The 14,112-nt window shown below is 30.6% G+C and carries 15 protein-coding genes and 1 rRNA gene; 12 read left to right on the forward strand and 4 right to left on the reverse strand.

Annotated elements, in window-relative coordinates; translation table 11 throughout:
• From rrf to B5G32_RS04220, 4 genes are all read left to right on the forward strand, one after another.
• Positions 1-90 (forward strand): 5S ribosomal RNA (gene rrf / locus B5G32_RS04205); the annotation flags it as partial.
• Between the two features lie 171 nt (positions 91-261).
• Positions 262-1,284 carry a lysylphosphatidylglycerol synthase transmembrane domain-containing protein gene (locus tag B5G32_RS04210; protein ID WP_087297120.1) on the forward strand — a complete coding sequence of 341 codons (1,023 nt, stop codon included), beginning with the start codon at positions 262-264 and terminating at the stop codon, positions 1,282-1,284.
• Between the two features lie 4 nt (positions 1,285-1,288).
• Positions 1,289-3,274, forward strand: coding sequence for a glycosyltransferase (locus B5G32_RS04215; RefSeq protein WP_087935938.1), 1,986 nt, complete (start codon positions 1,289-1,291; stop codon positions 3,272-3,274).
• Complete coding sequence (locus B5G32_RS04220; protein ID WP_087245603.1) at positions 3,267-4,214, forward strand: 3'-5' exoribonuclease YhaM family protein; 948 nt, start codon at positions 3,267-3,269, stop codon at positions 4,212-4,214. Before B5G32_RS04215 ends, B5G32_RS04220 begins: the two co-directional genes overlap by 8 nt.
• Before the next feature lie 24 nt (positions 4,215-4,238).
• Here B5G32_RS04220 and B5G32_RS04225 read toward each other — a convergent pair whose 3' ends face one another.
• The 4 genes from B5G32_RS04225 to B5G32_RS04240 all read right to left on the reverse strand — a co-directional run bounded on the left by B5G32_RS04225 (position 4,239) and on the right by B5G32_RS04240 (position 7,636).
• Positions 4,239-5,270, reverse strand: coding sequence for a glycosyltransferase family 4 protein (locus B5G32_RS04225; protein ID WP_087935939.1), 1,032 nt, complete (start codon positions 5,268-5,270; stop codon positions 4,239-4,241).
• Between the two features lie 73 nt (positions 5,271-5,343).
• A complete protein-coding gene (locus B5G32_RS04230) occupies positions 5,344-5,748 on the reverse strand; it encodes an HIT family protein (protein ID WP_087245607.1) in 405 nt (134 codons plus the stop codon).
• 53 nt (positions 5,749-5,801) lie between these two features.
• Positions 5,802-6,659, reverse strand: coding sequence for a peptidylprolyl isomerase (locus B5G32_RS04235; protein ID WP_087935940.1), 858 nt, complete (start codon positions 6,657-6,659; stop codon positions 5,802-5,804).
• A complete protein-coding gene (locus B5G32_RS04240) occupies positions 6,659-7,636 on the reverse strand; it encodes a peptidylprolyl isomerase (protein WP_087935941.1) in 978 nt (325 codons plus the stop codon). Before B5G32_RS04240 ends, B5G32_RS04235 begins: the two co-directional genes overlap by 1 nt.
• A 224-nt stretch (positions 7,637-7,860) precedes the next feature.
• Between B5G32_RS04240 and B5G32_RS14355 the strand changes: the two genes are divergently transcribed.
• From B5G32_RS14355 to B5G32_RS04280, 8 genes are all read left to right on the forward strand, one after another.
• Positions 7,861-7,938, forward strand: coding sequence for a YjcZ family sporulation protein (locus B5G32_RS14355; protein WP_081652836.1), 78 nt, complete (start codon positions 7,861-7,863; stop codon positions 7,936-7,938).
• 142 nt (positions 7,939-8,080) lie between these two features.
• Positions 8,081-8,884 (forward strand): Fe-S cluster assembly ATPase SufC, encoded by an 804-nt coding sequence (gene sufC, locus B5G32_RS04250; RefSeq protein ID WP_087297058.1) that lies wholly within the window; start codon positions 8,081-8,083, stop codon positions 8,882-8,884.
• Positions 8,885-8,888: 4 nt separating this feature from the next.
• A complete protein-coding gene (locus B5G32_RS04255) occupies positions 8,889-9,815 on the forward strand; it encodes a SufB/SufD family protein (protein ID WP_087935942.1) in 927 nt (308 codons plus the stop codon).
• A gap of 1 nt (position 9,816) precedes the next feature.
• A complete protein-coding gene (locus B5G32_RS04260; RefSeq protein ID WP_087935943.1) occupies positions 9,817-11,046 on the forward strand; it encodes an aminotransferase class V-fold PLP-dependent enzyme in 1,230 nt (409 codons plus the stop codon).
• The gene (sufU, locus tag B5G32_RS04265; protein WP_087245621.1) at positions 11,030-11,467 is read left to right on the forward strand and encodes a Fe-S cluster assembly sulfur transfer protein SufU; all 438 of its coding nucleotides are present in this window, start codon (positions 11,030-11,032) and stop codon (positions 11,465-11,467) included. Before B5G32_RS04260 ends, sufU begins: the two co-directional genes overlap by 17 nt.
• 3 nt (positions 11,468-11,470) lie before the next feature.
• Positions 11,471-12,877: a Fe-S cluster assembly protein SufB gene (sufB, locus tag B5G32_RS04270; protein WP_087297061.1), complete on the forward strand. Its 1,407-nt coding sequence runs from the start codon at positions 11,471-11,473 to the stop codon at positions 12,875-12,877.
• Positions 12,870-13,406, forward strand: a complete 537-nt coding sequence (locus B5G32_RS04275) for a 5-formyltetrahydrofolate cyclo-ligase (protein WP_087935944.1) — start codon at positions 12,870-12,872, stop codon at positions 13,404-13,406. The genes sufB and B5G32_RS04275 overlap by 8 nt, the downstream gene beginning before the upstream one ends.
• Before the next feature lie 51 nt (positions 13,407-13,457).
• Positions 13,458-14,111: a sporulation protein YunB gene (locus B5G32_RS04280; protein WP_087935945.1), complete on the forward strand. Its 654-nt coding sequence runs from the start codon at positions 13,458-13,460 to the stop codon at positions 14,109-14,111.
• Position 14,112 lies beyond the last annotated feature (1 nt).

Below are 14,112 nucleotides of genomic sequence, written 5' to 3' on the forward strand. Positions count from 1 at the left end.
TGGAAACACCTGTACCCATGCCGAACACAGAAGTTAAGCATCACAGCGGCGAAGATAGTAGGCAACTGCGAAAATAGCACGCTGCCAGTCCATGTGAGGGAATAGTCATTCTATTCCCTCCCTTTTTTTATTCACTTATCTTTCCTTTTGTAGTAAAATGATTATAGGAAAGATATCCTTTATTCTTTGATATAATATTGTTTTAGATTGATTAAGAAGGGAGGATTTAATAATTGTTTACAATTATTATGAGTGCCTATGATGAAAGGAAAGAAAAAATATCTTTTAAATATTGCTGTTATTCTTCTGATTGGTGGAACAGTTATTTATTTATCTATAGGAAATCAATGGAAACAAGTTGTTGATGCTTTTGCACATGCTAAGATTTCTTGGATTATAGCAATGGCTATTGTCATGTTTTTATATTATATTTTCGATGCTTTTTCATTGTTATATTTTGGTAGATTTTATAAAAAGGATTATACTTATAAACAATCTTTTATAAATGCTATTAGTGGAACTTTTTTTAATGGAATAACACCATTTGCAAGTGGTGGACAATTTGCTCAAGTGTATATTTTTAATAAACAAGGGATTGCCCCTACGTATTCTGCAAGTATTTTATTGATGTGTTTTATTTGTTATCAGAGTGTACTTGTTATTTATACGGGTATTGTGTTAATATTTAAATATCAGTATTTTATAGAACGTCCTGCTATATTTAGTTTGGTTGTGCTAGGATTCTTAATTAATTTTGTTGTGATTGCGGCTTTGTTTGGTGGTGCTAAATCTAAAACTTTACAGAATTTTCTAACACATACTATTCTTAAATTTTTAACTAAAATTCGTATTATTAAAGATTATGAATCGACATGTTTTAAAGTTAAAACATATTTATCTGATTTTCGTAATCAATTAGGACTTTTACAACGTAATAAACCAGTTTTAATACGTTCTTGTATTTGTAATGTTATTAAGTTAACTATTATTTACAGTATGCCTTTTTTTAGTGCAAAGGCATTAAATTTAGATGTATCATTTTATGATTTTTTTGATTTTATTGGACTTTGTTCATGCATATATTTAATTAATGCATTTTTACCTATTCCTGGATCAAGTGGTGGTAGTGAAGGTGTTTATCTTTTACTATTTAGTTTTTTAGGACCAGTAGGTGTGTCTTCTTCTATGTTCTTATGGCGCTTTATGTCATATTATATGGGACTTATTATAGGAGCATTAGTTTTTTCTCTTGATAAAGAAATAAATCGAACGAGATTGGAGTAATTTTATGAATATAGCTTTATTTAGTGATACTTATTTACCCGATATTAATGGTGTAGCGACATCTACACATATTCTAAAAAAAGAATTAAAAAAACATGGGCATCATGTTTTAGTTGTGACAACAATATTACCTCATAATAGTGATTATATTGATGAGGATGATGGAGTATTACGTTTGCCTGGTATTGATTTAAAAAAATTATATGGTTATCGTGCATCCAATATCTATTCTTTTAAAGGTATGAAAGAATTAAAAGAATTCCAGCCTGATATTATTCATATTCAGACAGAATTTGGGATAGGTATTTTTGGGAAGATAGCTGGTGAAATTTTAAACATTCCAGTTTGTTATACTTATCATACAATGTGGGCTGATTATTCTCATTATATTACGCCTGGGAATTTAAAAGCTGTGGATCAGGCGGCTAAAAAAATTATTGAAAAAATTTCTAAGATATATGGAAATAGCTGTTCTGAGCTTATTGTACCTTCACAAAAGACAGCTGATGCATTGAGAAAATATGGTATTTCTAATTCTATTCATGTGATTCCAACTGGTTTGGAACTAGAGGCATTTGCATTAGAAAATAAAAATCAAGGTTTAGTGAATCAGATTTTGCAGGAATATCATTTACAGGATAAGTTTGTTGTTATTTTTTTAGGTAGAATTGCTCCTGAGAAAAGTATTGAAATTTTAATAGATGCAATGTCTGATATTGTGAAAAAAGAAGATAAGATATGTCTTATGATTGTTGGCGGTGGGCCACAACTTGAAGAATTAAAAACTTTGGTTCATCAAAAAGGATTAGAAAGTCATATATTCTTTACAGGACCAAAAGAGAGTGAGTATGTCCCTTCGTTTTATCATGCAGCACAATTATTTGTTTCGGCATCACTAACGGAAACACAGGGGCTGACTTTTATTGAGGCTATGGCTAGTGGGTTACCTGTTTTAGCAAGATATGACAAAAATCTGGATGGTGTTATTGTCGATGGTCATAATGGTTATTTCTTTAAAGACCAACAAGATTTAGTTGAGAAAATTATTCATATGTATCATTCTGATTTAACACAACTTTCTACTTGTGCGAGAAACGATGCACAAAAATATAGTAGTGAGAATTTTTATCAGCATATTCTACGTACATATGAACAGGCATTAGCAAAACATCATTATTGTTATAAAGTTGTTTCTATTACTCCTGAAAATAATCATCTATACACTGTTGCATTTCAATTTGATCATCATCAAATTCTATTGAGTCTATCTGGACAGGTTATTGAACGTTATGGCTTATCTGTTGGACAAGTTGTAGATAGAGAAGAACTAGATGCTTTAAAAGATCAGGAACAAGTTTCTAAAGCTTATAAATTGGCATTAAAGTATTTAACATATAAAGATTATACTTATGCGAAAATGCAAAAGAAACTTATGGATAAAGGAGATTTTGATGATATTCAAGTAGAGATGACAATGGATTTATTGATGCAAAAAAATCTCATTGATGATGCTGAATACACTAGAAACTATTTTCAAAAGGCAAAACGATTGGGAATGGGAATGAACAAAATTATTTATCATCTCAAAAAAGAAGGTGTTTCACCATTTATCATTGATGAGTATTTGGAAGAATATTCCCAAGATTTGGAATATGACAAAGCTGTGGAGTTGGTACAAAAACTTTATAATGAAAATACCACAAGACCACAATACGCATTAATACAAAATATTAGAAATAAATTATTTAATAAAGGTTTTTCACAAGATGTAGTAGAAAGAGCCATTGAAAATTTTGATTTTTCAATACCTAAAGAACATACTATGAATTTACTGACAAAAGAATATTATCGTGTATATAATCGTTATAAAAATAGATATCAATCTCATATTCTTAAAAGTAAAATTATTACTTTTTTAGTTCAAAAAGGCTATGAATATGATGATGTTATGGAAATTATTCAACAATTATGGGAGGACACAAATGATTAAAATTAAAGATATGAAATGTGGTGACGATAATGTGGAATTTACAGCAATGATTTCACATGTCACTTTAGGAAAAACAAATGGTGCTCATAAAAGTAATTACTTGAGTATTGTTTTTCAAGATGATACTGGGACAATTGATGCCAAGTTATGGAATGCCAGTCAGGAACATATTGAATCTTTAAAAACAGGAGCTGTTGTAAGAGCAAAAGGTGATATTATTAAATATAGCGATGATCGTCAAATGAAGCTTATATCTATTGATGATGTTTCATATCAACGTTCACAACAAATTCAGTTTTTGGTTAAGGCACCAATGGATAGTGAAATGATGATGAAAGAATTAAAACAATATATTCAGCGTATTTCTAATACAAAATTATATGTTTTAACGAAACATCTTTTTGAAAATAATTTTGAAAAACTTAAAGTTTATCCTGCTGCCAGTAAAAATCATCACGAATTTGTATCTGGTTTAGCTTTTCACACATTGTCTATGTTAAGAGTAGCTGATGCTTTAATGAATGTTTATCCTGAATTAAATGCTGATTTGTTATATTCTGGTATTTTGCTTCATGACATTGGAAAAACAGTTGAATTAAGTGGACCAGTTGTTCCAAGTTATACATTTGAAGGACAGATGTTAGGACATATCTCTATTGCGCAATCCATGGTTTATGCTGCAGCACAGGAGCTTCATATTGAAGGTGAAGAAGTCACATTATTACAACATATGATCTTATCTCATCATGGAAAAAATGAGTATGGTTCACCAGTACTTCCACAAATTAGAGAAGCAGAAATGTTGCATATGATTGATAATATGGATGCCAGAATGAATATGTTTAATAAAGCTTTAGATACATTGGAATCTGGAGAAACTTCAAAACGTATTTTTTCATTAGAGAATAGAACGATTTATAAACCAAAAATGTATGAATAAAAAAGAATTTATAAGTTTAATCACTTATAAATTCTTTTTTTTAGCAATATCGAGATAAAATTCTTTCCACATTTCTTTAACATGTTCTTTAGAATAATATTGGCTGATTTCATATGAATAGTTTTGATATTGAGAATAGAACTGAGGATCATTTTTCAGTTTTAAAATATTTTTGATAAATCCTTCGTTGTCATCAGCAACAAGATATTTTTGAAATAAAATATCTTGATAAAGCTCTAAATTTCTTAATAGAAGCGGTTTTTGACTATTAATGGCTTCTAGGATAGACATTGGAAAAAGTTCGTTATATGAGGGCATAAATAGTATATCAGCCATATTATAGATGTCATTCATTGATTTACGAGGAACGATACCGATAAAATGAACATTATGAGGTGGGTTTTCATATATTTCCTTGAGTTCTTCATAACCATCAGTAATTTTTCCAAAAGAAAATCCACCGGCCCAAACGAAAGTTATATCAGGTAATTTTTTAGCAACTTCAATAAAATCTTTGACACCTTTTCGTGTTTGAACTTGTCCAACTCCTAATACAACAAAAGCATTTTCATCAATATGATATTGAGATCTCGTTTGTTGAATATGTTCTTTTTCCTGTTTATAGAAAGTTTCTTTAGATACAAAATTAGGAATATATTTAATTTTATGTTCATCAATTCCAAAACGTACCAAATCCTTTATAAAGATAGGATTAACAACAATCAGATAATCAGCAGTATTATAAAAATGAGTAATGTATTTTTTGAATACTGTTAAAGCTGAATGAGGTAATTGGATACTTCCATCTAATGTATCTGGTAAGAAATGAACATAAGCAACATTAATACCTTTGTTTCTTTTCATTTTCATGAGATACTGAGGTAAAATTGTATGACAATGGATAATATCGGCAGGTTTGGAATCATTAATCACAACATCAAAATAATCACTTAACTCGTTTTTAACTAAAGCAACTTGTTCAAGATAAGCACTCCCCACACCTTGACCACGAACTTTATCAGCATTCGATAACATATTAATTCTTATTTTATGCATAATCTTCTCCTTTTTGATAATTTTCTACTCAATATAAAAACACAAAACAAGAGTTATCAAACTCTTGTTTCTCTTATTTTGTTATTTTTTGATAAATATCATCTAAATTCACATCTTGGCTGCGATCTTGATAGTGAGCTTGAAAACCATCATCGCGATTGTAACGTGGAATAATATGAATATGAAAATGATGTACAGTTTGACCTGCAACTTCATTCATATTTGTTATTATATTAAAACCTTTTGCATGAAGCTGATTTTGAAGCTGTAATGCGACCTTTTGAACAACTTCCATCATATGTGCTAAAGTTTGGCTGTCAACTTCTAAAATGTGAGCATAATGATTTTTAGGAATAACAAGTGTATGTCCATCAGTTGTTTGGCTTAAATCAAGGAAAGCCATACAAATATCATCTTCATAGATAATTTTACCAGGAATTTCATGATTGGCAATCTTACAAAAAATACAGTTATCCATTTTTCATACCTCCTATATTTCATTTTACAATAAAAAAGGAATAAGGAAAAGCCTTATTCCAAATAATTATCAGAAATCTCTTTAATTTCTTTTTTTAATAAATCATCGTGAACTTCAAAATGATATTTCTTTAAATAAGCTCCTTCGGCTTTTTCTTGAACCTCTCCATCACTAGCAAGTGCTGAAACGATGCCATCCGTATTTTTATGAGCAGTATCATATAGATAAACAACAGCATAATTATCATCACTTAATTTAATAGCTTGACTGTAAACACCATCTTTTTCTACTTTATTAAGATCAGATAATTTATCTTTTAAATTATCGTCTAAAGAAGAATTTTTTGTGACAACGCCTGCATCTTCACCATCACTGCCATAATCTTCTAATAATTGATCAAAAGCTTTTTCATCAGTTGATTTTTCAATGATTTCTAGCGCTTCAGATTCTTTTTCTACAACAATTTTTTTCATGCTGCAAACCTGATATTCTGCAATTAAATCATCTAAATGTTCTTCAATATATTTTTGACGTAATAATTCTTGTTTAACTTCAGGAATCAAAGATTCATTTAAATAATCTTCTTTTGATTCATAACCAAGATTCTGAGCATATTTTTCTAAATCTCCATCAGCATATTCTGCATATTCATCTTCTCTTTGTTGCACGAGTTTATCAATTTCTTTTTGATCAGTCATTTCTTTATCAGCAATATTATCAAGAATAGTTGTGACAATTTCTTGAGCACCATAATTATCTAATAAATATTCAAAATAATCTTGTTTTGTAATATCTAATTGACTTCCGCTCATAAGTGAATCTTGAGCATCAGAAACTTGAACACTATAACTTGAAGAAGAACAACCATACAATAAACTACCGCATAATAACAACATGATTAGTTTTTTCATTATGAGTTCTCCTTTCTTAAATCATTGCGAATATCTAAATTCTCATCAACAATATCTTGAATAGTCTGTTTAATTGTATCATCATGGTAATTGATTTCATATGTGTTAAAAGCAAGATAAACCATATAATCATCATAAGTTAATAATGGTGAATCAACATCAACAGTTTTTAATTCTTTTTTAATTGATTCTTGATCAGTACTTGTACATTTTACAAAATAAACTCCATCTGATCCCTGAATAGCTTCACTGACTTCTCCTTCTTTTAGTGTTCTGGCAGCAGTCTGCACTTCTTCACCATAGGTACTTGATAAATCCGTATTAGCATCAATAATACCAAGACTTCCTTTTGCGCTTTTTGTATTTTCATCATCAGAATAATCATAGGCGATATCTTCAAAACTTTTATTTGATTTTAATAAAGACTGAACTTCCTTTAATTTATCATTTTCTTCATTAGTTGGATTTTTTGGATCGCTCATAGATACTTTAATGATATGAACCATACGAGGAGAAGCTTGTTGATAATAATCTTCAAAGACTTCATCAAAATGATCATTAATATAATCTTTCAAGAATTCTGCATATTGTAAAGATTGAATCAAAGAATCTCTATATTCATCTAAATCTTCTACACCTGATGCTTCTAAAGCGCTTTGTAATTCTTCTTCAGCGCTATCTCCATATTGATTTTGATAGTTTGTTTCAATGTTTTCAACAATTTCATCAGCATTTTCTTCCATGTCATCGTTGGCTGGAAAATTATTACGAATAAGCTGGTCTAATACATACGAAAATAAAGCTTGCTTACCTTGAGTAGATGAAGCTAAATCCTGATATAAATCATCAGCTAGAAGACTGACATCATCAATTGAAGCAACAACATCTTTACCATCTTTCTGGACTGTTTTTGAACTACAACCACTGAGTAATAGAATGCTTGCAAGTGCCAAACTTATAAGCTTTTTTTGTTTCATAAGAACCTCCTTAGTATAAACAATATTATTATACACAATCTTTAGATTTTTTCAACTTTTGTAGGCAAGAACACAAAATTTACGATGATTTTACCATAATATATAGTGTGTATAGGAGGAATCATGATGGTAGAAAATTCGAATTGTTTTCATAGTGAGATTACGATAGCTTTATTTATTTTATTAATCATCTTATTTTTAATCAATATAAAGGGGGAATGGATATGTTAGCACATCAAGGGTCTTTTACACTCATTTTAGTTTTATTTATTTTATTGGTTATTATTTGTGGAATCTGCTAACGCAGTGATAAGACAGCAAAATCAATCTGCTGTCTTTTTTTAGAAAGTTTTTTTCAAAAATGGGATATAATAAATTTAATTATCGTATTGCTTGACTGAACAGGCATTTTACGTAAAATATATCTTCGAAAGGGGCGATTTTATGTCGACTTTAAAAATAGAAAATTTACATGTTGAAGTAGGAGAAAAAGAAATCCTGAAAGGATTAAATCTAGAAATAAACACTGGTGAAGTTCATGCGATTATGGGACCAAATGGAAATGGAAAGTCAACTTTACTTTCTACTATTATGGGGCATCCTAAATATACGGTAACACAAGGAAAAATCACACTTGATGGACAGGATGTTTTAGCTATGAGTGTTGATGAACGTGCTAGAGCTGGATTGTTTTTAGGAATGCAGTATCCTCAGGAAATCCCTGGTATAACAAATTCTGATTTTTTAAGAGCAGCGATAAATGCTAAAAGAGATGAACCAATATCTTTATTTAAATTTATTAGAACATTAGATAAAAACATTGAAGAATTAGGAATGGATGAAAACTTAGCTCATCGTTATTTAAATGAAGGATTTTCAGGTGGAGAAAAGAAACGTAATGAAATTTTGCAAATGAAGCTTTTACAGCCACGTTTTGCATTGTTAGATGAAATAGATTCTGGTTTAGATGTTGATGCTTTAAGAGTCGTTGCTGGAGCTATCAATTCAATGCGTAGTGATGAGTTTGGATGTATTATGGTTTCTCATTATGAAAGAATGTTTGAATTGGTAAAACCAACACATGTTCACGTTCTTGTTCAAGGACAAATCGTTATGAGTGGAGGATATGAATTGGTTGAAAAGATTGATCAAGAAGGATATGAATGGGTAAAAGAATTAGGTTATGATATCGAACAAAACGAAAGACAACCTATTATATTAGAAGCTTGTGGTAAAAAAGGACAATAAAAGAATGCAAGCACAATTATTATCAAAGATTAAGCCCATTATTGATCTTCAGCAAGATCAGCTATCTTACTATATGATTCTTTCATCACAATCATCTATTGAAACCCGCTTGCCTCAAGATGTATTGTTTCAAGATGGTGTTTTAATGTTTCAAAATAAAAAGCCACTCACTTTTTATATGATTTATGCAGGAGATGAAGATTTACATATTGATATCCATTTTCAGGCTTATTGTCAGGTGAATCTGATTGAAATCAGAGTTCTTTCATCAAATTGTACGTTACATAAAACAATGAAACTGGATGAAGGAGCTACTGTTCATGCTTTCAGTGAAAATTTATCAGAGTCTGCCAAGAGTCTGGAAGATGTTTATTTACAGGCATATGCTAACTGTCAGTATGGTTATTCAGAACTGTCAGATGATGCATTTGAAGGTTGTTATCATTTTTATTTAGATGGACCAGAAGCCAACGCAAAAGTCAGAACGGCAATTCTTTCTAAGAATCAGGAAAATAAACATTATGAAATTTTAATTCAACATAATCAACCTATGACTTATGGTCAGATGGATAATTATGGTGTTGTGAAAGATAAAGGACGATTGGTTATTGATGGTATTGGAACGATTACCAAAGGACAACATGGGTCTTCTGCACATCAGACAAATAAAATTATGATGTTTGATGAATCTTGCTATGCATGTGCAAATCCTTATTTGTATATTGATGATTATGATGTTCAGGCTTCTCATGCAGCAGCAGTAGGAAAAATGGATGAAGAACATCTTTATTACTTACAAAGTAGAGGTTTAACAAAAAAACAGGCCATGCAATTGATTACTTATGGTTATTTAATGCCTGTTGTAGAGGTTATTGATAATGACATGATTAAAAAACATTTTGAACAGTCTTTATCAAAGGTAGGTGCCTGAAATGTTTGATGTATATCAGGTAAGAAAAGATTTTCCTATGTTAAATGGAAAAACGATGCAAGGACATCCATTGATTTATTTAGACAATGGCGCAACAACATTAAAACCACAGATTGTTATTGACAGTGTTTGCGATTATTTAACAAATTACTCTGGTAACGCCCATCGTGGTGATTATGATCTATCTCACGAGGTAGATGAGCACTATGAAAAAAGTCGAGAAATTGTTCAACAATTTATCAATGCAAAAAGAAAAGAAGAAATTGTTTTTACTTCAGGTTCCACAGATTCATTGAATATGGTTGCATATGGTTATGGATTGACTCATCTTCAACAAGAAGATGAAATTTTAATCACAGTTGCTGAACATGCTTCTAATACTTTACCATGGTTTGATGTAGCTCGTATAACTGGTGCTGTTGTGCATTATATTGATTTAGATGAAACAGGACGATTAACTTTAGAAAATGTGAAAAAGGCTGTGACTGATAAAACGAAAGTCATTGCAGTAGCTCAAGTTACAAATGTATTGGGATATCAGGCACCGATGCAGGAAATATGTGATTTCGCCCATGAACGCGGTATTGTTGTAGTCGTGGATGGAGCTCAAAGTGTTCCCCATCAGGTGACAGATGTACAAAAAACGGATATTGATTTTTTAGCATTTTCAGGACATAAAATGTGTGGACCCACAGGTATTGGGGTGCTATATGGTAAATATGAGCTTTTAAAAAATATGCAACCAACACGATTAGGTGGAGGATCAAATTCACGTTATAATAGTTGTGGCGTTGTGACATTAAAAAATCCTCCATATCGTTTTGAAGCTGGAACACCTCATATTGAAGGGGCTATTGGTTTAGGCGCAGCTATTCAATATTTGATGGGTATTGGCATGGATAATATTCATCGTTATGAATTGGAACTGAGAAAATATTGCATTGAAAAAATGCAACAATTAGATAATGTTGATATTTATAATCCAGATTCACAGGGTGCTATAGCTTTTAACATTAAGGGTGTCTTTTCACAAGATGCAGCCAGTTTATTTAACAGTTATGGAATTGCTATAAGGGCTGGACAGCATTGTGCTAAAATCTTAGATGAATTTTTAAAAGTTTCAACAACTTTACGCGCTTCATTTTATTTTTATAATACTAAAGAAGAGATAGATGCTTTTATTGAAGTATGTAAAAAAGGAGATGACTTTTTAGATGCATTCTTTAAATGATCCTCAATTATTGAGAGAAATTATTATGGATCATTATGAACACCCACGTAATCGTGGCCTTGTTGATGATGATTCTTACCATAAAATTAATATGAATTCAGAAACCTGTATTGATAATTTAGATATTCAGGTGAAGTTTGATGGTGATAAGATTGAAGATGTTCGTTATGATGGAGAAGCATGTGCCATCTGTACGTCTTCGACTTCTATTATGAGTGAGTTGGTTAAAGGAAAAACCAAAGATGAAGCACAAAAAATTATTGATAATTATATGAATATGATTTATGAAAAGGATTATGATCCTGATATTTTGGAAGAGGCTATTGCTTTTCAAAATACACATAAACAGGCAAATCGTATTAAATGTGCTACACTTGGATGGAGTGGTCTTATTGCATTAATGAAAGAAAGTGAGGAATAAATCATGGCAACAATAGATATTGATATTCCTACAACGAATACTGATTATGATTTTAAAGATGAAGATGTTTCTGTTTTTAAAACACCTAAAGGTTTAAATGAAGATATTGTCAGAGAAATTTCTGCTATAAAAAATGAACCAGAGTGGATGTTAGAATATCGTTTAAAATCTTTAAAATGTTTCTTGGAAAAACCAATGCCAACATGGGGTGTTGACTTGAGTCAGATGAATTTTGATGAATATACATATTATAATCGACCAAGTGATCATTTATCAGATAAGTGGGATGAGGTTCCAGAAACAATCAAAAATACATTTAATAAATTAGGAATTCCAGAAGCTGAACAAAAGTTTCTAGCTGGGGCTTCAGCACAATATGAATCAGAAGTTGTTTATCATAATATGTTAGAAGAAGTTAAAGAAAAAGGTGTTATTTTCTTAGATATTGATAGTGGATTAAGAGAATATCCTGAAATCTTTAAGAAATATTTTGATACTGTCATTCCTTATAATGATAACAAGTTTTCTGCTTTGAATGGAGCTGTATGGTCTGGAGGTTCATTTATATATGTTCCACCAGGAGTTAAACTTGATAAGCCTTTACAGTCATATTTTAGAATTAATAGTGAAAGAATGGCTCAGTTTGAAAGAACTTTGATTATAGTAGATAAAGGTTCAGATATCCATTATGTAGAAGGATGTACAGCACCATCTTATTCTAAAGATTCCTTACATGCAGGAGTTGTTGAGATTGTTGTTTTAGAAGGAGCAAAATGTCGTTATACAACGATTCAAAACTGGTCTAAAAATATTTATAATTTAGTCACACAACGAGCTAAAGTCGCTAAAAATGGCTCAATGGAATGGGTTGATGGAAATATTGGTTCAGCTGTGACTATGAAATATCCAACTTGTATACTCGCTGGTGAAGGGGCTAAAGGAACATGTATTACAATTGCTGTGGCTGATAGTCATCAGATTTTAGATTCAGGTGCTAAAATGATTCATTTGGCACCAAATACATCAAGTCAGATTATTTCTAAATCCATTTCACGCAATGGTGGAAAAGTTAATTATCGTGGATTAGTGAGACATCAAAAGAATGCGACAAATGCTAAAAGTAAGGTTGAATGTGATACTTTAATTTTAGACGACAAATCAACGAGTGATACTGTTCCAACAAATATGATGATGAATAACGAATCCATTATTGAACATGAAGCAACAGTATCAAAAGTTTCAGAAGATCAGCTTTTCTATTTAATGAGTCGTGGATTGACAAAAGAGCAGGCTACAGAAATGATTGTCATGGGATTTATTGAACCATTCTCTAGAGAATTACCAATGGAATATGCTGTAGAGTTAAATCAGCTCATTAAATTAGATATGGGAGAAAACAGCATTGGATAAACAAAAGTTGCGTTCTATCATGAAAGAAAAACGTCAGGCTTTATCGCCAAAGACGTTTTCTTTATATAATCAAAATATCTTGTCAAAAGTATTATCCCATCCTCTCATTCAAGAAGCCAAAATCATTGGTTGTTATGTATCTTTACCAGGTGAAGTTGATACCTTTAACATGATTGAAAAACTTTTGACTGAAAAACGAATTTGTGTTCCTAAAGTTATTGGAAATGAAATGGAATTTTATGAAATCCATTCTTTCAATGATTTACAGGAAGGATGTTTTCATGTCTTAGAACCATTCAATTGTGTTAAAATATGCCCACAAGAGATTGATTGCATGCTTGTTCCATTACTTGCTTACGATCAGGATAACTATCGTGTTGGATATGGAAAAGGTTATTATGATCGTTATTTTCAAAAAAAATTTCAAGGTTATAAGATAGGTTTGGCTTATTCTTTTCAATATGTTGATCATATTGATTATGATGAATTTGATCAGCCATTAAATGAAATTATTCATGAAGTGTCATAGTCATATGACATTTTTTGTTTTTAGAAACATATAATATTTTGGTGAAATATGATGAAAAAATGGATAATCATTGCCACTTGTATATGTATCTTTTTAACAGTGACTTTAGGAATCATTTATATTCAGCTTATTCCTTTATTAAAAGATTATGGAAAGATGGAAATTGAACGTTTCAATCAGCTTATTATTTCGCATTGTTATATGACTGATCAAAACCAATATGATGATTTGGTTATTATTGAAAGAAATGAAAATAATGAAATTGAATTGATAGATTTTGATATGATTAAAGTTAATCAGTTAGCATCACAAATCGTTTTAGATATTGAAAAAACATATGCTCAAATTGAAGATGGAAGTTATCAGGCAAAGGATGAAAGTGCATATCAAAAAAGGGTGGAAGAAGTCAGTCAGACCGGAATTATAGCTTCTATATCATTGAATACATTATTCCATTTACCATCTTTTTTCTTACTGCCTAGCATACCTGTCAATTATAAACATCTTTCCAGTGTAGGAAGTTCAATAGTTAAAAACATTGAAAATTATGGTGTGAATCATGTCATGATAGAATTATCCATTGAAATTAGAATGAATATTGCGATGGTTTATCCGTTCTTTGAACAATATCATACACAAGTTATTTCTATTCCCATTTTATTAGAGATTTTTCAAGGACAAGTTCCTTTGGTTTATTCATCATAGA

Origin of the sequence: Massilimicrobiota sp. An80 (assembly GCF_002159255.1) — a bacterium.
In the GTDB taxonomy this organism is placed as follows: domain Bacteria; phylum Bacillota_I; class Bacilli_A; order Erysipelotrichales; family Coprobacillaceae; genus Allocoprobacillus; species Allocoprobacillus merdigallinarum.

What these genes read in the sequence shown, in the direction of transcription:
- B5G32_RS04210 (WP_087297120.1), top strand. Translation starts at nt 262, where the DNA reads ATGAAAGGAAAGAAAAAATATCTTTTAAATATTGCTGTTATTCTTCTG.
- B5G32_RS04215 (WP_087935938.1), top strand. Translation starts at nt 1,289, where the DNA reads ATGAATATAGCTTTATTTAGTGATACTTATTTACCCGATATTAATGGT.
- B5G32_RS04220 (WP_087245603.1), top strand. Translation starts at nt 3,267, where the DNA reads ATGATTAAAATTAAAGATATGAAATGTGGTGACGATAATGTGGAATTT.
- B5G32_RS04225 (WP_087935939.1), bottom strand. Translation starts at nt 5,270, where the DNA reads ATGCATAAAATAAGAATTAATATGTTATCGAATGCTGATAAAGTTCGT.
- B5G32_RS04230 (WP_087245607.1), bottom strand. Translation starts at nt 5,748, where the DNA reads ATGGATAACTGTATTTTTTGTAAGATTGCCAATCATGAAATTCCTGGT.
- B5G32_RS04235 (WP_087935940.1), bottom strand. Translation starts at nt 6,659, where the DNA reads ATGAAAAAACTAATCATGTTGTTATTATGCGGTAGTTTATTGTATGGT.
- B5G32_RS04240 (WP_087935941.1), bottom strand. Translation starts at nt 7,636, where the DNA reads ATGAAACAAAAAAAGCTTATAAGTTTGGCACTTGCAAGCATTCTATTA.
- B5G32_RS14355 (WP_081652836.1), top strand. Translation starts at nt 7,861, where the DNA reads ATGTTAGCACATCAAGGGTCTTTTACACTCATTTTAGTTTTATTTATT.
- sufC (WP_087297058.1), top strand. Translation starts at nt 8,081, where the DNA reads ATGTCGACTTTAAAAATAGAAAATTTACATGTTGAAGTAGGAGAAAAA.
- B5G32_RS04255 (WP_087935942.1), top strand. Translation starts at nt 8,889, where the DNA reads ATGCAAGCACAATTATTATCAAAGATTAAGCCCATTATTGATCTTCAG.
- B5G32_RS04260 (WP_087935943.1), top strand. Translation starts at nt 9,817, where the DNA reads ATGTTTGATGTATATCAGGTAAGAAAAGATTTTCCTATGTTAAATGGA.
- sufU (WP_087245621.1), top strand. Translation starts at nt 11,030, where the DNA reads ATGCATTCTTTAAATGATCCTCAATTATTGAGAGAAATTATTATGGAT.
- sufB (WP_087297061.1), top strand. Translation starts at nt 11,471, where the DNA reads ATGGCAACAATAGATATTGATATTCCTACAACGAATACTGATTATGAT.
- B5G32_RS04280 (WP_087935945.1), top strand. Translation starts at nt 13,458, where the DNA reads ATGAAAAAATGGATAATCATTGCCACTTGTATATGTATCTTTTTAACA.